The organism is Caballeronia sp. AZ1_KS37 (genome assembly GCF_023631165.1).
GTDB classification, from domain to species: Bacteria; Pseudomonadota; Gammaproteobacteria; order Burkholderiales; family Burkholderiaceae; genus Caballeronia; species Caballeronia zhejiangensis.
The window spans coordinates 35,819-53,854 of the sequence record NZ_JALQDP010000006.1 but is presented as its reverse complement, the minus strand read 5'-3'; the positions used below and the strand labels follow the sequence as shown (position 1 = coordinate 53,854).

15 protein-coding genes are annotated in these 18,036 nt (G+C 63.5%); 3 read left to right on the top strand and 12 right to left on the bottom strand.

The window, feature by feature from the left end; translation table 11 throughout:
* Positions 1-9: 9 nt before the first annotated feature.
* Positions 10-1,116: an ABC transporter permease gene (locus tag NCS00_RS06430; RefSeq protein WP_008349994.1), complete on the bottom strand. Its 1,107-nt coding sequence runs from the start codon at positions 1,114-1,116 to the stop codon at positions 10-12.
* A gap of 7 nt (positions 1,117-1,123) precedes the next feature.
* Positions 1,124-2,698 carry an ABC transporter ATP-binding protein gene (locus NCS00_RS06425; RefSeq protein WP_008349995.1) on the bottom strand — a complete coding sequence of 525 codons (1,575 nt, stop codon included), beginning with the start codon at positions 2,696-2,698 and terminating at the stop codon, positions 1,124-1,126.
* A 271-nt stretch (positions 2,699-2,969) separates the two neighbouring features.
* Here NCS00_RS06425 and NCS00_RS06420 point away from each other — a divergent pair, with 271 nt between their 5' ends.
* A complete protein-coding gene (locus NCS00_RS06420) occupies positions 2,970-3,902 on the top strand; it encodes a LysR substrate-binding domain-containing protein (RefSeq protein ID WP_008349998.1) in 933 nt (310 codons plus the stop codon).
* A 110-nt stretch (positions 3,903-4,012) separates the two neighbouring features.
* On the opposite strand, the gene NCS00_RS06415 is transcribed toward NCS00_RS06420, so the two are convergent.
* Positions 4,013-5,383: an 8-oxoguanine deaminase gene (locus tag NCS00_RS06415; RefSeq protein ID WP_250439646.1), complete on the bottom strand. Its 1,371-nt coding sequence runs from the start codon at positions 5,381-5,383 to the stop codon at positions 4,013-4,015.
* 463 nt (positions 5,384-5,846) lie between these two features.
* On the opposite strand from NCS00_RS06415, the gene uraH reads away from it, so the two are divergent.
* Together uraH and NCS00_RS06405 are read left to right on the top strand one after the other, a co-directional pair.
* A complete protein-coding gene (uraH, locus tag NCS00_RS06410) occupies positions 5,847-6,200 on the top strand; it encodes a hydroxyisourate hydrolase (RefSeq protein WP_008350002.1) in 354 nt (117 codons plus the stop codon).
* Positions 6,201-6,262: 62 nt separating this feature from the next.
* Complete coding sequence (locus tag NCS00_RS06405; RefSeq protein ID WP_008350004.1) at positions 6,263-7,456, top strand: urate hydroxylase PuuD; 1,194 nt, start codon at positions 6,263-6,265, stop codon at positions 7,454-7,456.
* 65 nt (positions 7,457-7,521) lie between these two features.
* On the opposite strand, the gene ltaE is transcribed toward NCS00_RS06405, so the two are convergent.
* The 9 genes from ltaE to NCS00_RS06360 form a co-directional block, all read right to left on the bottom strand.
* Positions 7,522-8,526: a low-specificity L-threonine aldolase gene (ltaE, locus tag NCS00_RS06400; RefSeq protein WP_250439643.1), complete on the bottom strand. Its 1,005-nt coding sequence runs from the start codon at positions 8,524-8,526 to the stop codon at positions 7,522-7,524.
* Positions 8,527-8,652: 126 nt separating this feature from the next.
* Positions 8,653-10,587, bottom strand: coding sequence for an alkyl/aryl-sulfatase (locus NCS00_RS06395; protein ID WP_250439641.1), 1,935 nt, complete (start codon positions 10,585-10,587; stop codon positions 8,653-8,655).
* An 18-nt stretch (positions 10,588-10,605) separates the two neighbouring features.
* Complete coding sequence (locus NCS00_RS06390) at positions 10,606-12,318, bottom strand: GMC family oxidoreductase (RefSeq protein WP_250439639.1); 1,713 nt, start codon at positions 12,316-12,318, stop codon at positions 10,606-10,608.
* Positions 12,319-12,540: 222 nt separating this feature from the next.
* Positions 12,541-13,044: an ureidoglycolate lyase gene (locus tag NCS00_RS06385; RefSeq protein ID WP_033537260.1), complete on the bottom strand. Its 504-nt coding sequence runs from the start codon at positions 13,042-13,044 to the stop codon at positions 12,541-12,543.
* The gene (gene alc / locus NCS00_RS06380; RefSeq protein WP_250439638.1) at positions 13,044-14,054 is read right to left on the bottom strand and encodes an allantoicase; all 1,011 of its coding nucleotides are present in this window, start codon (positions 14,052-14,054) and stop codon (positions 13,044-13,046) included. The genes NCS00_RS06385 and alc overlap by 1 nt, the downstream gene beginning before the upstream one ends.
* Before the next feature lie 43 nt (positions 14,055-14,097).
* Positions 14,098-14,622, bottom strand: a complete 525-nt coding sequence (uraD, locus tag NCS00_RS06375; protein WP_008350016.1) for a 2-oxo-4-hydroxy-4-carboxy-5-ureidoimidazoline decarboxylase — start codon at positions 14,620-14,622, stop codon at positions 14,098-14,100.
* On the bottom strand, positions 14,619-15,569 hold the full coding sequence (gene puuE, locus NCS00_RS06370) for an allantoinase PuuE (protein ID WP_034473579.1): 951 nt from the start codon (positions 15,567-15,569) through the stop codon (positions 14,619-14,621). The genes uraD and puuE overlap by 4 nt, the downstream gene beginning before the upstream one ends.
* A 131-nt stretch (positions 15,570-15,700) precedes the next feature.
* Positions 15,701-16,438 (bottom strand): aspartate/glutamate racemase family protein, encoded by a 738-nt coding sequence (locus tag NCS00_RS06365; protein WP_008350020.1) that lies wholly within the window; start codon positions 16,436-16,438, stop codon positions 15,701-15,703.
* 50 nt (positions 16,439-16,488) lie between these two features.
* Positions 16,489-17,976, bottom strand: a complete 1,488-nt coding sequence (locus NCS00_RS06360) for an NCS1 family nucleobase:cation symporter-1 (RefSeq protein WP_250439636.1) — start codon at positions 17,974-17,976, stop codon at positions 16,489-16,491.
* Positions 17,977-18,036 lie beyond the last annotated feature (60 nt).

Sequence of the window (18,036 nt, the reverse complement as noted above, 5' to 3'; positions counted from 1 at the left end):
TCGACCTCGTTAAGCGGCGTGATGTGCAGGCGTCCTGCGCTTGATGCGGAAATTCACGAACAGATCGCAACCGAGCAGGCAGAACAGCAGCAAGCCCTGAAACACGCCCGCGAGCGCTTGCGGCAATTGCAGCGACGTCTGCACCGCTTCGCCGCCGAGATAAAGCAGCGCCATCAGCAGACTGGCGAGCACGATGCCGACCGGATGCAGACGCCCCACGAACACGACGATGATCGCCGTGAAGCCGTAGCCCGGCGACCAGCCCGCCTGAAGCTGGCCGATCGGACCGGCCACTTCGCCCATGCCCGCGAGACCCGCGAGGCCGCCGGAAAGCAGGAGCGAGGTCCAGATCGTCTTCTTGTCGGAGAACCCGGCGTAGCGCGCGGCGAGCGGCGCGAGACCGCCGACGTTCATCCGGAAGCCCGCGAAGCTCTTGCGCATGAAGAGCCACACGCAGGGAATCGCGATCGCCGTCAGAAACACCGACGCGTTGATGCGCGTGCCCTTCAGCCATGTCCAGTGCCAGTCGCCGTAGAGACGCGGGAAGAGCGCGTCGTCGCCGAACATCGCCGAGATCGGGAAGTTCATGCCTTCCGGATCGCGCCACGGACCGCTCACGAGATAGATGAGCAACTGCGTCGCGACGTAGGTGAGCATCAGGCTCGTCAGGATTTCGTTCGTGTTGAAGCGGCTCTTGAGCAGCGCGGGAATGCCCGCCCACACCATTCCGCCGACGATGCCGCCCACCATCATCAGCGGCAGCGTCCACCAGCCGGAAGCATCGCCGACATGGACCGCGATGCCGCCCGCGACGATGCCGCCGAGCAGCATCTGCCCTTCCGCGCCGATGTTCCACACGTTCGCGCGATAGCCGACCGCGAGCCCGAGCCCGATCAGGCACAGCGGCGACGCCTTGAGCACGAGCTCCGACCAGCCGTTGATGCTGGAGAGCGGCTCGATGAAGAACGCATGCATCGCGCGCAGCGGATCCTGTCCGACGAGGCTGAAAATCAGAAAGCCGATGACGAGCGTCGCGACGGCGGCGACCACCGGCACCGCGAGCTGCATGACGCGCGAGGGCGCCGGACGCGCTTCGAGTCGATAAGGGAAGATCATCGTTCTTTTAGTGCTTCTGAAGAGAGTCGGATTCGACGGCGGGCGCGGGCTTGCCTTCGAAGAGGCCGGCCATGAAGAGGCCGATCTCCTCCGCATTGGTTTCGCTCGTCTTGCGCACCGGCGAGAGCTTGCCGCGCGCGATGACGGCGAGCCGGTCGCAGATATCGAAGAGTTCTTCCAGTTCTTCCGAAATCACGAGAATCGCGACGCCGCGCGCGGACAGATCGAGCAGTTGCTGGCGGATGAAACCCGCCGCGCCGACATCGACGCCCCAAGTCGGCTGCGCGACCACGAGCACTTTCGGCTCCTGAAGAATCTCGCGTCCGACGATGAATTTCTGCAAGTTGCCGCCGGAGAGACTTTGCGCGAGCGCATCGCTGCCGCCGCAACGCACGTCGAACGACTTGATGCAGCGTTCCGCGAATGCCTTGACCGTGCCCGCCTTGATCCAGCCGCCGCGCACCATGTTTTCGCGATGCGCGGTCAGCAGGCCGTTATCGGCGAGCGACATCGCCGGGACCGCGCCGCGGCCGAGCCGCTCCTCCGGCACGAACGCGAAGCCGAGCCGCCGGCGGCCGCCCGCGGTGAGACGCGCGGCGGGCTTGCCGCAGATCGACACGGCATCGGCGGCGACGTGTTTATCGCGGATTTCGCCCGATAGCGCCGCGAGCAACTCCGCCTGTCCGTTCCCCGACACGCCCGCGATCCCGAAAATTTCGCCCGCGTGCACCCCGAACGAGACGTTGTCGAGCGACGTGCCGAACGGGTCCGGACTCGCGACCGACAGATTTTTCACCGCAAGGCGCACGTCGCCGGGATTGTGTTCGCGGCGCGTGTAGTCGGGCAGCGAATGGCCCACCATCAGTTGCGCGAGCGACGCATGCGTCTCCTTGCGCGGATCGACGTTGCCGGTCACGCGACCGCCGCGCATCACGGTGGCGTTTTCGCACAGCGACTGGATTTCGTCGAGCTTGTGACTGATATAGAGAATGCTGCAGCCCTCGGACGCGAGGCGGCGCAGCACCTTGAAAAGCTTCTGCACGGCTTGCGGCGTAAGGACGGACGTCGGCTCGTCCATGATGAGCAGCCGCGGATTCTGCAGCAGGCATCGCACGATCTCGACGCGCTGCCGTTCGCCGACGGTCAGGCTGTGGACGTGGCGCTGCGGATCGACATCGAGGCCATAGTCCTTCGACACATCGCGGATGCGCTTGCCGAGCGCCTTCATGTCGAACTTTTCGTCGAGCGCGAGCGCGATGTTTTCGGCGACGGTCAGCGTCTCGAACAGCGAAAAGTGCTGAAAGACCATGCCGATGCCGAGCTTGCGCGCGGCGGCCGGGCTGCCGATCTCGACCGCCTCGCCCTGCCAGCGGATCTCGCCTTCATCCGGGCGCACCGCGCCGTAGATGATTTTCATCAGCGTGGATTTGCCCGCGCCGTTCTCGCCGAGCACGGCGTGGATTTCGCCCGGCATGACGACGAGATTCACGCCGTCGTTCGCCTTGACCGACGGATACTGCTTGCTGATACCGGACAACGCCAGGCGCGGTGGCGTCGTCGACGTGGAGATGGCGTCGCCCATTGAGATCCAGAGATGCGCCCGGCCACCGAGCAGGCCGGGCTGGAAAAAGTTACCGCTCGAGAGCGCAAGACAGCGTGATGTCGCACGAACTCATATCGCGGGCAGAATTTACAGAAATCGAGACGCTAAGTCGATAACTCAAAATTATGTGTTGCGCCCCGCAAACCCAGGCATCGCGGGTAACTCACATCTTGACGAATTTTTTGCAACATATTAAAAACGATATGTCGCACCCCTGCGTCGATCAGCCAGAACATATAGTGGAGATAACATGAGTCAGCAACGCGAGGCGATCGATACTTACTTATTGCGCGTCTTGCATACCCTCCTGATGGAACGCAGCGTGACGCGTGCGGCCGTCAAGCTCAATCAGTCGCAACCCGCCATCAGCGCTGCCTTGCGGCGCTTGCGCGACATCACGGGCGACCCGCTTCTCGTGCGCGGCAAGTCCGGCATGGTGCCGACCGAATATGGCCTGCGCCTGCTCGAGCCGACGCAGAACGCGCTGCGTGAAATCGAGCGCATCAAGGTTCAGCAGCATAATTTCGACCCGTCCACTTCGGTGCGGTGCTATCGGATCGGCTGTCCGGATTATCTGAACGTGCTGTTCGTGCCGACTGTCGTCGAGCGCTTCAGGCAGGCCGCGCCCAACGCCACGCTCGAATTTCATTCGCTCGGTCCGGCGTTCGATTACGAACTCGCGCTGGAGGACGGCAAACTCGATATCGTCGTCGGCAACTGGCCGGAGCCGCCCGAGCAGTTGCATCTTTCCAATCTGTTCGTCGACAAGATCGTGTGTCTCGTCAGCAATACGCATCCTTTCGCGAAGCGCGGCGGGCTTACGCTCGATCAGTACCTGAACGCGCCGCATCTCGCGCCGACGCCCTATTCCGTCGGGCAGCGCGGCGCGATCGACGTGCATCTCGCGCGGGAACGGTTGAAGCGTCATGTCGTCGTTACGTTGCCGTACTTCAATCTCGCGCCTTACGTGTTGATCAAGTCGGATCTCGTGTTTACGACGACGCGGCTGTTCGCGGACCATTACGCGCGGTTCTTGCCGCTGGCAGTCGTGCCCGCGCCGCTCGATTTTCCGCCGATGCAGTATTACCAGTTGTGGCATGAGCGGTGTCATTATTCGGATGAAGTGCGATGGTTGCGGGGGCTCGTCGCCGAGGCGACGCGGTCGTTGATCGATCAGCCTTAACGCTTTCCTTGCTCGTTCGTGAAACCTGTGTTCGCGTCGGTCTATTAGCGTTGCCCCGGTGCGAAAAGACCGACGCGAACACAGGTTTCACGCAACGCCCCCAAGAAAGATCAAGAGCCCGAAGAAGCAGCCTGAACCAAGTCCCGCGCCAGACGATTGTGGCGCTCCACGACCGCGCCTAGATCCACCGTCGCAAGCACCCCATCCTTCACCACGATCTTCCCGTCGATAACACTGGTCGACACCTGCGACGGAGCACAGAACACCAACGCAGCGACAGGATCAGAAAGCCCCCCGGCAAACGCGACCTGCGAGAGGTCGAAGGACACAAAATCCGCCGCCATGCCCGGCGCAAGCGCCCCGATATCATCGCGATTGAGCACCCTCGCGCCCCCGAGCGTCGCAATTTCCAGCGCCTCACGCGCAGTCATCGCATCCGGCCCGAACCCAACGCGTTGCAGGAGCAACGCCTGCCGCACTTCCGCGACCATCTGCGCGCCATCGTTCGACGCCGACCCATCCACGCCGATACCCACCGGCACGCCCGCATCGCGCATCGCGCGAATCGGCGCGATCCCGGACGCGAGCCGCATGTTCGAGCACGGGCAATGCGCGACACCCGTCCCTGTGCGCGCAAAAAGCTCGATGCCCGCCTTGTCGAGCTGCACGCAGTGCGCGTGCCACACGTCATGCCCGACCCAGCCGAGATCCTCCGCATATTCCGCCGGCGTCATGCCGAATTTCTCGCGGCTATACGCGACATCGTTCACGTTCTCGGCCAGATGCGTGTGCAGCGATACGCCGTATTCGCGCGCGAGCAGCGCCGCATCGCGCATCAATTCGCGGCTCACCGAAAACGGCGAACAAGGCGCGACGACCACGCGCAGCATCGCGTAACGGCCTTCCTCGTGATACGTCTCGATCAGGCGTTGCGAATCCTTCAGAATCGCATCCTCCTTTTCGACGACCGAATCGGGCGGCAAGCCGCCATCCTTTTGTCCGACGCTCATGCTCCCGCGCGCCGCGTGAAACCGCATGCCGATCTCGCGCGCCGCCGCGATGCTGTCGTCGAGCCGGCTGCCGTTCGGATAGATATACAAGTGATCGCTCGACGTCGTGCAACCGGACAGCAGCAGTTCGGCCATCGCGGTCTGGGTCGAGACATGGATCATTTCGGGCGTCAGATGCGCCCAGATCCTGTAGAGATTCGTGAGCCAGCCGAAAAGCTCGGCGTTCTGCGCGGCGGGAATCGCGCGCGTGAGGCTCTGATACATGTGATGGTGCGTGTTGACGAGGCCCGGAATCACGAGATGACCGCGCATGTCGAGTACGTCGTCGGCGGATTGCGGAAGTTCGCTCGTCGGCCCGACCTGCACGATGCGATTGCCCTCGATATACATGCCGCCATCGGCGATTTCGCGGCGCGCTTCGTCCATCGTGACGAGCATGTGGGCGTTCTTGACCAGAAGACTGCGTGGCATAAGCTAACTCTCTCCAGAGACAGTTGGGAAACCAGTGAAAAGCCCCGGTTACCCAGCGTCTGCCGCCGTCTTCGGGACGCGGCAAATATCCATGGATATTGCGCGCACCGCTACTGTCCGCAGCCAAAAAATCGGACGCAATCAAGCGACAGTCATAGTCATCTTCACGGCGGCAATATATTCCCGATTATTGGCGCGGGTAGCATCGGCAAAAAGCGATTCCGAGCGCGTGCGTCTTGCTTACGCGACGCTGTCATGCGTCAGGCATTATCTTTCCTATCGCGGCCGCACAGCGCGTCTCGAATTCCTACAATGCTGTACACGGCGCGCATCTGAAACGCCGACGGGTATGTAGCCACTGACGTGGAGCCTCGATCCGCCGCAGACGCACCTCGAGTAATCAGGTGCCGAATTTCGGATCGATGCGCAAAGCCGGATCTCGCACAACTCAAGGAAACTGCGAATGGGCAAGCTCACTACCCACGTCCTCGACACCGCGCACGGCCGCCCGGGCGCGAACCTCAAAGTCGAGCTGTTCGCGCTCAACGGCGACGCCCGCCGCGCGATCAAGACCATCCACACGAACGACGACGGCCGCGCCGATGCGCCGCTGCTCGAAGGCGCCGACTTCGAAACCGGCGAATACGAACTCGTGTTCCACGCAGGCGATTACTTCGCCGCGCTCGGCGTGAAAGTGCCCGAGCCGCGCTTCGTCGATCGCGTCGTGCTGCGCTTCGGCATCGCGGATGCTTCGTCGCACTATCACGTTCCGCTGCTCGTGTCGCCGTGGGCGTACAGCACCTATCGCGGAAGCTGAGCGGCAGCCAAAACATCGCTTGAACCCCACAAGCACATAACGAATCGGTAGTGGAGGAGTACATGGAAGGCTTTGTCACCGACTGGCTCAATCTCGTATTGCGCTGTCTGCACGTCATCGTCGCGATCGCGTGGATCGGCGAATCGTTCTATTTCGTCGCGCTGGACAACAGTTTGAAACCGCCAACCGACCCGAACGCGCGCCGACGCGGCGTGTTCGGCGATTTCTGGCACGTTCACGGCGGCGGTTTCTATCACATGCAGAAGTATTCCGTCGCGCCGCAGGACATGCCGGAAAACCTGCACTGGTCGTTCTGGCCGTCGTACACGACGTGGATGTCGGGCTTCGGCCTCTTCTTCGTGCTGTATCTGATGGCGCCGAGCACGTATCTCATCGACAAGAGCGTGCTCGACATGGGTCCGGTGGTCGCCGTATCGGCCGCGCTCGGCTTTTTGATGGCCGGCTGGATCGTGTACGACACGCTGTGCCGCGTGCTCGGCACCAACGACAAGCTGCTCGGCATCTGCGTCGGCATCTATGTGCTGATCGCTGCGTTCATCGCGTGCCATGTGTTCGCGGGCCGCGCGGCGTATCTGATCACCGGCGCGATGATCGCGACGATCATGTCGGCGAACGTGTTCTTCGTCATCATTCCGGGCCAGCGCAAGATGGTCGCCGCGATGCTCAAGGGCGAAACGCCGAACGCGATCTACGGCAAGCGCGGCAAGCAGCGCTCCGTGCACAACACGTACTTCACGTTGCCGGTGGTGTTCGCGATGCTGTCGAACCACTACGCGATGACCTACACGCACAAGTACAACTGGCTGATCCTCGTGCTCATCATGCTGGCGGGCGCGCTGATTCGCCAGTTCTTCGTGATGCGCCATCGCGGCCAGGTGCTGTGGTACATGCCGGTCGCGGGTCTCGTGCTGGTGCTCGGCGCGTTCGCATGGACGATGCCCGCACCTTCGGTGCCCGTCGCCCAGGCCGCAGGCGCGCCGACGATCAAGGTCTCCGACATTCAGCCGATCATCCAGCAGCGTTGCGCGACGTGCCACTCCGCGCATCCGACGATGATGGGCAGCGCACCCGCCGGCGTCCTGCTCGATACGCCCGCGGAAATCAAGCAGAATGCGCAGCGCGTGCATCAGCAGGCCGTGACGCTGAAGGCGATGCCGCTCGGCAACGTCACGCAAATGACGGATGCGGAGCGTCAGAAGGTGGCGGCGTGGTTTGCAGGCGGCGCTGTCGAATAAGCTTGCCGCTGCGCGCAATGAAATGCCCCGCTTCGTTCGGAAGCGGGGCATTTTTCATTCGACCTTCAACGTGCGAAGTAATCCTTCACCGCGCGAACGACCGTGTCGATATCGGCGCGCGACACATCGCGATGCGTGACGAAGCGCGACGCATAGAGCATCTGCGTGAGGATGCCGCGCTCCTTCAGAAAGGCTTCGAGCCGCGCGCAATGCGCCTCGGGAATCTGCGCGAAGACCATGTTCGTCGCGTGCGACTGAATCTTGATGCCATCGATCTGTGCGAGGCCGGCGGCGAGATGCGCGGCGTTGTCGTGGTCTTGCGCGAGGCCATCGACGTGATGATCGAGCGCATACAGACACGCCGCCGCCAGCACGCCCGACTGGCGCATGCCGCCGCCGAGCACCTTGCGCCAGCGGCTCGCGACATCGATCAATGCCTTCGATCCGACCAGCACCGAACCGACCGGCGCGCCCAGCCCCTTCGAGAAGCAGACGGAAACCGAGTCGAACGGCGCGCACAGTTCGCCGACTGGTTTGTCCGATGCCACCGCCGCATTGAATACGCGCGCGCCGTCGAGATGCGTCGACAGACCGCGACTGCGCGCGAGTTGCGTCGCCCCCGCGACATAAGACGCCGGCAGCACCTTCCCGCCGATGGTGTTTTCGAGCGCGAGCAGACGCGTGCGCGCGAAGTGATTGTCGATCGGCTTGATCGCCGCCGCGATCTTGTCGAGCGGCAAGGCGCCGTCGGGCGCGTTTTCGATCGGCTGCGGCTGGATGCTGCCGAGCACCGCCGCGCCGCCGCCTTCGTACTTGTACGTGTGCGCCTGCTGGCCGACGATGTATTCGTCGCCGCGCGCGCAATGCGCCATCAACGCCGCGAGGTTGCTCTGCGTGCCGCTCGGAAAGAACAGGCCCGCTTCCTTGCCCGTGCGCTCCGCGAGCCTGCCTTGCAATTCGATGACGGTCGGATCGTCGCCCCAGACATCGTCGCCGACTTTGGCCGCGGTCATCGCGGCGAGCATCGGCTGACTGGGACGGGTGACGGTGTCGCTGCGAAGATCGATCATGCGTGGTTCCTTGTTTCAGGCTCGTCTGGGCCGACTATCTTAGCCGTTCGATAAAGAGCGCGCCCCGAAACGGGAAAGGCCGGCGCGCCCGCACCGGCCTTTCGATACGCGATAACGACGCGCCGCTTACGGTTCCACGACGTTGAAGTCGTTGTCGACCTGTTCGAGCGCGCCGAGCAGCGACTTGAACGCGTCGAGATCGCCCGTGACGCGGATCTGACCTTCGCGCAGTGCGCCCGCGAAGCCGGTTTCGCCGCAGAGGATCAGATTCAGCGTCTCGCGCGTCATGTCGATCTGCGCGTGCGGCGGCAACGCAGACGGCAGCGCGGACCACGTCAGCGCGCCGTGCTGCAGATTCACGGAGAAGCGCTTGTCGACATCGCTGAAACGCCAGTCGAAGCGCGCAGCCAGATTCTGTGCCTTCAGCCCGTCGATACGCACCGCCAGATAGTCGAAGAACATGTCTTCGGTGATCGCGCACACCATGTCGCGGCTGCGGCTCGCGAACTGCGTCGCCGCGCGATGCCCTTCCCGCAACTCGCGCGCACCCAGAAGGAACGCATTGCGCCACGTCGCCGATTCGGCCTGATAGCCCATCTGCTCCAGCGCCGCCGCGCCCAGTGCGCGCGCTTCGAGCAACTGCGGCTGCGCGAACACGAGATGATTCATCACCTGAGCGACCCAGCGATATTCGCCCTTGCCGAAATCCCGGCGCGCGCGTTCGAGCACGGCATCCGCGCCGCCCATGTACTCGACGTAGCGCGGCGCCGCCAGTTCCGGCGGCAGCGCGTGCAGATTCGACGGATTGCCGTCGTACCAGCTCAGATACTGCTGATAGATCGCCTTCACGTTGTGCGACACCGTGCCGTAATAGCCGCGCGCGTGCCACAGCGCGTGAAGCGAATCGGGAAGGTGCATGACCTCCGCGATCTCGGCCGCGTTCATGCCGCGATTCATCATGCGTACGGTCTGATCGTGCAGATACTTGTATAGATCGCGCTGTGCTTCGAGATATCCGGCGATACGCTCGCGGCCCCAAGTCGGCCAGTTGTGCTGCGCGAACACGACATCCGCGTGGCGTCCGAAGCGCTCCAGCGATTCGCCCAGATAGCGCGCCCAGCGTTGCGCATTGCGCACGTTCGCGCCGCGCAGCGGACACAGATTGTGCAGCGAGCGCGTGCCGTTCTCCGCGAGATTGAGCGCGCGCTCCTGCGGGAAGTAAAAATGCATTTCGGCGGGCGCTTCGCTTTCCGGCGTCAGCTGGAAAACGATCTCGACGCCGTCGATGACATGCGTCTCCAGCGGCTCGCGAATGAGCTGCGTCGGCGGAATCAGCGTGATCGTGCCGCGCGGCATGGTCTTGCCCATGCCGGCATCGATCTGGCAGCACGCGTTGCGCGCGAGCGTGTGGCCGAACTGGAACTGCGCGCGACGCGCCATCGCCGGGCCGGCCATCACGTTTTCCGACACCGCCTCTTCCATGAACCCGGCCGGCGCGATGATCGCCGTGCGCCCGGCCTGCACATCCGCGTCATTCGTGACGCCGCGCACGCCGCCGAAATGATCCGCGTGGCTATGGCTGTAGATGACGGCCACGACCGGACGCTTCGGCCGATGCGCGCAATAGAGCGCGAGCGCGGCCTCGGCGGTTTCCTTGCATGTCAGCGGATCGATGACGATGAGCCCGCTGTCGCCCTCGATGAACGTGACGTTCGAGACGTCGAAACCCCGCACCTGATAAATGCGCTCCGTCACCTTGAAAAGGCCGTGCAGCGAATTGATGCGGGCGTGACGCCACAGCGACGGATGCGCGGTGTCGGGCGCCTCGGGCTCGTTCAGAAACGCGTAGTCCGCGAGGCTCCAGACGAGCTGGCCATATGCGCCGCGCACCTCGGCGTCCGGCACCGTGCCGATGAATCCGCGCCGCGCGTCCGCTTCCTCGTCGGGATCGTCGGGAGGCAGTTCGTGCAGCGCGCGCTCGTGCGCCGCGCGCGTCGCCGCGGTCGCCGGCAGCGACGGCGGATAAGGTTTCGGCAGCGCCTGTGTGTCACCGTTTTGCATGCGATGTTCCCCGCTGAATTAGATTGCCTCGACGCGCGTCTCGGTGGAGACGGCGGCACGAATGAGATCCGCGGCCTTCTCCGCGATCATGATGGTCGGCGCGTTCGTGTTGCCGCCGATGATCGTCGGCATGACCGAGGCGTCGGCCACGCGCAGACCATCGATGCCGCGCACGCGCAGGTCGGGGTCGACGACCGCGAGTTCATCGACGCCCATCTTGCATGTCCCGACCGGATGAAAGAGCGTGTCCGCATGCTGGCGGATGTAAGCGCGAATGGCGCGCTCATCGCCCTCGCCGGGGCCGAAATCGTCGGTCATGAGCTCGCGCCCGCCCGCTTGCGCAAGCGCGGGCTGCGAGAAAATCCGGCGAATGAGCCGCACGCCGGTCACGAGGTTGTCCATGTCGGATTCCACGCTCAGATAGCGCGGATCGATGAGCGGCGCATCGCGCATGTCGCGCGACTTGAGGCGAAGCACGCCACGGCTTTTCGGGCGCAGGTTGGTCGCGTGACAGCTGTATCCCGGCGGCGCTTTCCTGCCCGCGCCGTCGCCACGGCTGCCCACGAGCGCGAGAATGAACGCGAACTGCAGATCGGGTTCCGCGAGCCCTTCGCGGCTGCGCGTGAAGCCGCCCGCCTCGATGATGTTCGATGCGAACATGCCTGTGCGGTCGCGCCTGTAGCGCATCAGCTCCGGAATCATGCGCGCGATGTTGCGCCACGAGTAGCCGTAGAGATCGGCGGTCGGCACGGCCTTCTTGATCGTGATGTCGATGTGATCCTGCAGGTTCTCGCCGACGCCCGGCAGATCGTGCACGACATCGATACCCATCTCGCGCACATGCGCGGCCGGGCCGATTCCCGATGCCAGAAGCAGTTGCGGCGAATTGAACGCGCCCGCGCACACGATGACCTCGCGACGCGCACGCAGGCTGCGCTCGACGCCATCGCGCACGACGCGCACGCCGGTCGCCCGCTTGCCGTCGAACTCGATGCGCAGCGCGATCGTGCCGGTCATCACCGAGAGCGAGTCGCGGCCGCCGCAGAGCGATGCATCGGCTGCGTCGCCGCGATGCAGATACGCGCGCGCGGTGTTCCAGCGCTCGCCGTTGTACTGCGTGACCTGATATAGCCCGACGCCTTCCTGATGCTGTCCGTTGAAATCGTGATTGAGCCGCATGCCCGCCTGCAACGCGGCGTCGATGAAGCGCTGGCTGAACGGATTGAGCGTGCGCTGATCGCAGACGTGCAGCGGGCCTTGCGCGCCGTGGAAGGCGTCGTCGAGACCATTGCGGATCCGGCCGTTCGACTCGGCCTTGCGGAAGTACGGAAGGACTTCTTCGTAGCTCCAGCCGCGGCATCCGAGTTGCGCCCATCGATCGTAATCGTTGCGATGACCGCGGACATACAGCATGCCGTTGATCGACGAGCTGCCGCCGAGTCCGCGGCCGCGCGGCTGAAACGACACCCGGTTGTTCAGCGACGGTTGCGGCAGCGTGTGATAACCGTAGTTGCGCACATTTTCCTTCACCGCCAGCTTCGCCACGCCGACGGGCGCCCACACCGTGTAGTGATGATCGTCCGGGCCGGTCTCCAGCAATGCGACCGTGACCCCTTGCTGGTCGGCAAGGCGGCTCGCGACCGCGCATCCCGCCGATCCTGCCCCGACCACTATGTAGTCATACTGATCGTTACCGTTTACGCTCGCGCGCCTCCTGGCCGAATCGCTCATGCTGTCTCCGTATTTATTAGTGCGGCACCGGACGGTCCCGAGGCGGACGCTGGCCGGATGCAAGCCGTCCGTCAAGGGTAAGGGGCGGGTCTGTCCCGTTCAACGGAGATTTCGGGTGGGAAGGCGGCGATATCGGGTGGTGTGGGCGGCGCTGTGACGAAAAAAAAGACCGGAGGTGCGTTCCGGTCTTTCGTCACTGCGCGGGTGCTGCTTTCGATGCGCCTATCGCAGCGCGTCTTCGGTCAGCCAGAGCGATTCCTTCAGATCCTGCTCGTTGAGGTTGTGCCCTTCGCCGCCGCCGCGATCGACGACGATGTAATCGCTCACCTTCCCCAGCGCGAGCAGCGGGTGATGCCACACGCCTTTCGCATAGTTCACACCCTGCCAGCCGCGCGTGACGAAGGCGCGGATCTTCGATTCGTCGAGATCGCCCGCGGGCGCGACGACGACGAGATACGGCCGGTCATCGAGCGGAATGAACGCCTGGCTGCCGAGCGGATGACGCTCCATCATCTTGCATTCGAACGGCAGCGTGCGCGGCTGGCCGCGAAACAGATTGACGATCGCGTGGCCGCCGCCGTCGGTCACGTCGACGTTGCACAGATCGTGGAAGCGGATCGTGGTGCCGAGGTTGATTGGAATCTGCTTGGCGCCATCGAGTTCGATGACATCGCCATAAGGCTTGAACGCTGCGCGCGTCAACGGTTCGATAGCGAGTTTCTTCATCATGCAAGGGTTCCGAGGAGACGAAGACGCGACACGCCGCCGTCAGGATAAATATTGAAGCGCACGTGCGTCACCGGGCCGAGCGCGGCGAGTTCGGATTCGAAAAAATGTTGCTTGTCCATCTGCAGTTTCTGTTCGCCGAGCAGCACCGGCCAGAACATCGCCTGCGTGACGAGCGAGCTGTCCGTGCCGCCCTTTACGTATGCCGCCTGAAGCGAGCAGCGGTCGGGGAAATTGCCCTTGAAGTGCGCGGTATCCACTTCGACCTTCTTGATGACGCCCGGCTGCGCCAGCGCGACGATACACCAGTCGTTGCCCGGCTCGCGACGCCGGCGCGTTTCCCAGCCGTCGCCCATGTTCACGCCGCGGCCCGGCATCAGCAAGGTCGATGCGAGACCGAAGTGCTGATTGTTCGTGCCGACCATGTACGCGCCGTTTTCCATCGCGGCGAGATCGACGAGCGCATGCTTGTCCGCGTTGCTCCAGTCGAGTTGCGGCTGGCCATAGACCCGCAGACGCGCGATGCCGCCATCCGGATAGATGTTCACGCGCAGATGCGTGAACGGCTGCTGGACCTCGACTTCGAGATAGTGATGGCTGTTGCCCTGCAGCGTCGTCGACGGGACGATTTCCGTCCATTGCGTCGACTGATTCGGTGCGCCGTCGGCGACATGCGCCCCTTCGATCGACGCCGCCGGCGGGAAGTTGCCGGTGAAGTGGCTCGTGTCGACATCGATGCCCTTGATGACGCCCGGACGCGCGAGCTTGACGATGCACCAGTCATAGCCCGTCGTGCGCTTGCGGCGCGTTTCCCAGCCGTCCATCCACTTGCCGTGATCGTCGTACTTGCCGGGAATGAACACCGCCGGCTCGGGATTCAGCATGCGTTCCTTCGGCGCGAAGAAATCGTCGCTCGCCTCGAGTGCCTGCGCGCCCAGACGCGGGTCCGCCAGGTTCACATAGCGGCGCGTGAAGTCGGGCGCATTGGAATCGAGTGTCGGGATTGCCATTTGTTTCTGTCCTTCTTTTCGTTCGTTTACGGTTGTTTGCGGATTACGCCGCTTGAATCAGGTCGTTCAACCTGAAGCCCGCGATCCGGTAAATCTGGTCGAGACTCGTGCGCAATTCTTCGGCGCGGTCGTGATTCACGCGCGCTTCGAAGTTCGCGATGATGCCGTGACGGTCATAGCCGCGCACCGCGAGAATGAACGGAAACCCGAATTTCTCGCGATACTGCGCGTTCAGCGACTGAAGCCTGTCGAACTCTTCCTGCGTGCACAGATTCAGGCCCGCGCCGCTTTGTTCGCGCGTCGATTCGGCGGTCAGCTCGCCGCGCACCGCCGCTTTGCCCGCGAGCTCCGGGTGCGCGTTGATGAGCGCGAGCTGCCTGTCTTCGCCGGCCTCTTCGACGATCTGCGACATCGCGCGATGCAGCGCGTCGATGTCCTTGAACGGGCGCTGTTGCGCCGCTCTTTCCGGCACCCACGGCGAGTGCTCGAAAATGCCCGCGAGCACCGTCACGAACGTGTCGGCGGGCATGGTGTTGAGTTGGTCGAGTGTGTAGTGCATCGCCTTCATGCCGCCGTCCCGTTGTTAGCTTTTTCGAAAGGATGTTGCTCGCGCCAGTGACGCGCGATGTCGACACGCCGCGTAACCCACACGCGATCATGCTTCTCGATGTGATCGAGGAATTTCTGCAGGCCACGAAAGCGCCCCGGCCGGCCGAGCAAGCGGCAGTGCATGCCGATGGACAGCATCTTCGGCGCGTCGTCGCCTTCTTCGTAGAGCACGTCGAACGCGTCTTTCAGGTACGTGAAGAAGTGATCGCCCGTGTTGAAGCCTTGCGGCGTCGCGAAGCGCATGTCGTTGGTGTCGAGCGTGTACGGCACGATCAGATGCGGCTTCTTCTCGCCGCCCGTCACTTCGACTTCGGTCCAGAACGGCAGGTCGTCGCCGTAATAGTCCGAGTCGTAGAGGAAACCGCCGTATTCCGCGACCAGCCGATGCGTATTCGGGCTATCGCGTCCGGTATACCAGCCGAGCGGCCGCACGCCCGTCACGCGCTCGATCGCTTCCATGCCGAGGCGCATGTGTTCGGCTTCCTTCTCCGGCGACATGTCCTGATAGTGAATCCACCGATAGCCGTGACACGCGATTTCATGCCCCAGTTCGACGAACGCCTTCGCCACTTCGGGATGCCGCTCGATCGCCATGCCGACGCCGAAGATCGTCAGCGGCATGCCGCGCTTCTCGAACTCGCGCAGGATGCGCCACACGCCCGCGCGCGAACCGTATTCGTAGATCGACTCCATGCTCATGTGACGCGACGGATACGCCGCCGCGCCCACGATCTCCGACAGGAACTGCTCGGAGCCCGGATCGCCGTGCAGCACGCAATTCTCGCCGCCTTCTTCGTAATTGAGCACGAATTGCACGGCGACGCGCGCCCGTCCCGGCCAGTTCGCCTGCACCGGGTGGCGGCCGTAGCCGATCAAATCGCGTGGGTAGTTCGGATCGAGTGACATGGCTGGCGTTCTGCTCAAGCGTTGAAAAAACGGGATTGTCGACGATTCAGTGTAGCTAAAAGACCCGGACGCGCCCATACATCAGGGCGCATAATCCGGGTCACGTCATCGGTATGTGTCCGGCGAAAAGGCTATCGGCGCGGGCTGAAATCCGACAGCACGCCGTCGTACCGTTTCGCGAGCGGGCGCGCGTAGTCGCCGCGTTTCGCCGTGTGCAGCTTCAGCGCGATGAGCGCCTCCGCCCATTTCACCGCGGCCGTCACGCCCTCAACCACCGGCGCGCCGATCGCGTCCTCCACTTCGCGGCAGAACTCCGCCATGCCCGCGCAGCCGAGCACGATGGCGTCCGAGCCGTCTTCGTCGAGCGCGCGCCTGCATTCGTCGATGATCGTCCGACGCGCCGGCGACCCCGGCACATCCAGTTCGAGCACGGGGACGTCTGTCGCGCGGACGTTCTTGCAGAAGCGCTCCATGCCGTAGCGCTCCGCCAGATGCCAAGCCATGCCGACGGTACGCTGCAACGTCGTGACGACGGAAAATCCCGGCGCGATGACGCTCGCCGCATGCATCGCCGCCTCCGCGATGCCGATCACCGGGCCGCGCGCCAGTTCGCGTGCGGCGTAAAGGGCCGGATCGCCGAAGCACGCGATCACATAGCCGTCGAAGCCCTGCTTTTCGCCCGCTTCCACTTCGGCGAGCAGACCGAGCGACGCGACCGCCTCGTCGTAATAGCCTTCGATGGACGGCGGGCCCATCGTCGGGCTGACGGCGACGATCTCCGTACCGGGCGCGGCGACCTCGCGGGCGCAGCGGCCCATCGAGTCGGTCATGCGCTGCGTGGTGTTGGGGTTGATCAGTTTGATGCGCATTGCTGTCTCCACACTGCCTTCGGAAATTCTCTCAGGTTCCAGCTATCGTTTTAGACTCCGCGCTTGCGATCCGCGAGGAAGTAATAGAACACCGCGCCGAGTCCCGCACCGATGAACCACGAGAAGTTCGCAGCGGCTTCGAGCGCCGGCACCATCACGCAGAGCGTCGCGAGCACGGCGGCCGGCACGAGCGCCATCACCGCGCGGCGGTTCACGCCCTTCGTGTACCAGTATTTGCCCTGTTCCGACACCGTGTAGAGATCGTAGACCACCAGCTTGCCGCGTTTCACGAGATAGAAGTCGAGGATCAGCACGCCATACAGCGGTCCGATGAAGCTGCCGAGAATATCCAGCGTGTAGTGGATCACGGCCGGGTTGTTGAACAGGTTCCACGGCGTGATGAAGATCGACGCGACCGCCGCCATCATGCCGCCCATGCGCCAGCTGATGAGCTTCGGCGCGACGTTCGAGAAGTCGAAGGCCGGCGACACGAAGTTCGCGACGATGTTGATGCCGATGGTCGCGATCGTGAAGGTCAGCGCGCCGAGAATCACAGCAGACGGATGGTCGATGCGGCCGACGGTTTCCACCGGATCCGTGATGAGCTGGCCGAAGACCGGCAGCGTCGCCGCAGTCGTGATGACGGTCACGACCGAGAACGCCAGGAAGTTGACCGGCAGGCCCCAGAAATTGCCGCGCTTCACGCTGCGAAAGCTCTTGCCGTAGCGCGAGAAGTCGCCGAAGTTGAGCATCGGGCCGGAGAAGTACGAAACGACGAGCGCGATCGCGGTGATCATCACGGGAATCACTTCCGTGCCGTGATACTTCACGCCGCCGAGATTCAGGCCGATATTGTCGATGCCCGCGCGCCACACCATATAGCCGGCGAGAATGAACATCACGACGTAGACGGCGGGACCGGCGAAGTCGATGAACTTCTTGATCATCTCCATGCCGCGCCAGAACACGACGGCCTGCAGCACCCAAAGCAGCATGAAGCCCGCCCAGCCGAGCGCCGAAAGCCCGACGAAGCCGTACTTGTGGACGTCGGCATAAGGCATCAGCGACGGCACGAACTTCAGCACGACGATGACGAGCGCGCTCGACGCCAGATATGTCTGAATGCCGTACCACGCCACCGCAATGAGCCCGCGGATCACGGCCGGAATGTTCGCGCCGAGCACGCCGAACGTGGCGCGGCACGCGACGGGATATGGCACGCCCGCCACCTGGCTCGGTTTAGCGATCAGATTGCACAGCACGTTCACGAGCCCAATGCCGATCAGCAGCGATACCAGCACCTGCCAGCTCGTCAGGCCGAGCGCGAAGAGACTTCCGGCGAACACATAACCGCCGACGCTGTGCACGTCCGACATCCAGAACGCGAAGATGTTGTACGCGCCCCAGGTCTGATTCTTGAGCGGGGCGAGGTCCTCGTTGTAAAGCCGGTCGCTGTAACCGGCGGGCAGATGTTGCTCTTCATACTCGTTGTCGAGCGGCGGCAGGGTTGAGCTGCCGGATGCACTGAACTGGGCCATGACGTCTCCTTCATTGGCTGCTTGCGTGATGAGAAAACTGCAAATGCTCGGGGTTCAAGC

What these genes read in the sequence shown, in the direction of transcription:
- NCS00_RS06430 (WP_008349994.1), bottom strand. Translation starts at nt 1,116, where the DNA reads ATGATCTTCCCTTATCGACTCGAAGCGCGTCCGGCGCCCTCGCGCGTC.
- NCS00_RS06425 (WP_008349995.1), bottom strand. Translation starts at nt 2,698, where the DNA reads ATGGGCGACGCCATCTCCACGTCGACGACGCCACCGCGCCTGGCGTTG.
- NCS00_RS06420 (WP_008349998.1), top strand. Translation starts at nt 2,970, where the DNA reads ATGAGTCAGCAACGCGAGGCGATCGATACTTACTTATTGCGCGTCTTG.
- NCS00_RS06415 (WP_250439646.1), bottom strand. Translation starts at nt 5,383, where the DNA reads ATGCCACGCAGTCTTCTGGTCAAGAACGCCCACATGCTCGTCACGATG.
- uraH (WP_008350002.1), top strand. Translation starts at nt 5,847, where the DNA reads ATGGGCAAGCTCACTACCCACGTCCTCGACACCGCGCACGGCCGCCCG.
- NCS00_RS06405 (WP_008350004.1), top strand. Translation starts at nt 6,263, where the DNA reads ATGGAAGGCTTTGTCACCGACTGGCTCAATCTCGTATTGCGCTGTCTG.
- ltaE (WP_250439643.1), bottom strand. Translation starts at nt 8,526, where the DNA reads ATGATCGATCTTCGCAGCGACACCGTCACCCGTCCCAGTCAGCCGATG.
- NCS00_RS06395 (WP_250439641.1), bottom strand. Translation starts at nt 10,587, where the DNA reads ATGCAAAACGGTGACACACAGGCGCTGCCGAAACCTTATCCGCCGTCG.
- NCS00_RS06390 (WP_250439639.1), bottom strand. Translation starts at nt 12,318, where the DNA reads ATGAGCGATTCGGCCAGGAGGCGCGCGAGCGTAAACGGTAACGATCAG.
- NCS00_RS06385 (WP_033537260.1), bottom strand. Translation starts at nt 13,044, where the DNA reads ATGAAGAAACTCGCTATCGAACCGTTGACGCGCGCAGCGTTCAAGCCT.
- alc (WP_250439638.1), bottom strand. Translation starts at nt 14,054, where the DNA reads ATGGCAATCCCGACACTCGATTCCAATGCGCCCGACTTCACGCGCCGC.
- uraD (WP_008350016.1), bottom strand. Translation starts at nt 14,622, where the DNA reads ATGAAGGCGATGCACTACACACTCGACCAACTCAACACCATGCCCGCC.
- puuE (WP_034473579.1), bottom strand. Translation starts at nt 15,569, where the DNA reads ATGTCACTCGATCCGAACTACCCACGCGATTTGATCGGCTACGGCCGC.
- NCS00_RS06365 (WP_008350020.1), bottom strand. Translation starts at nt 16,438, where the DNA reads ATGCGCATCAAACTGATCAACCCCAACACCACGCAGCGCATGACCGAC.
- NCS00_RS06360 (WP_250439636.1), bottom strand. Translation starts at nt 17,976, where the DNA reads ATGGCCCAGTTCAGTGCATCCGGCAGCTCAACCCTGCCGCCGCTCGAC.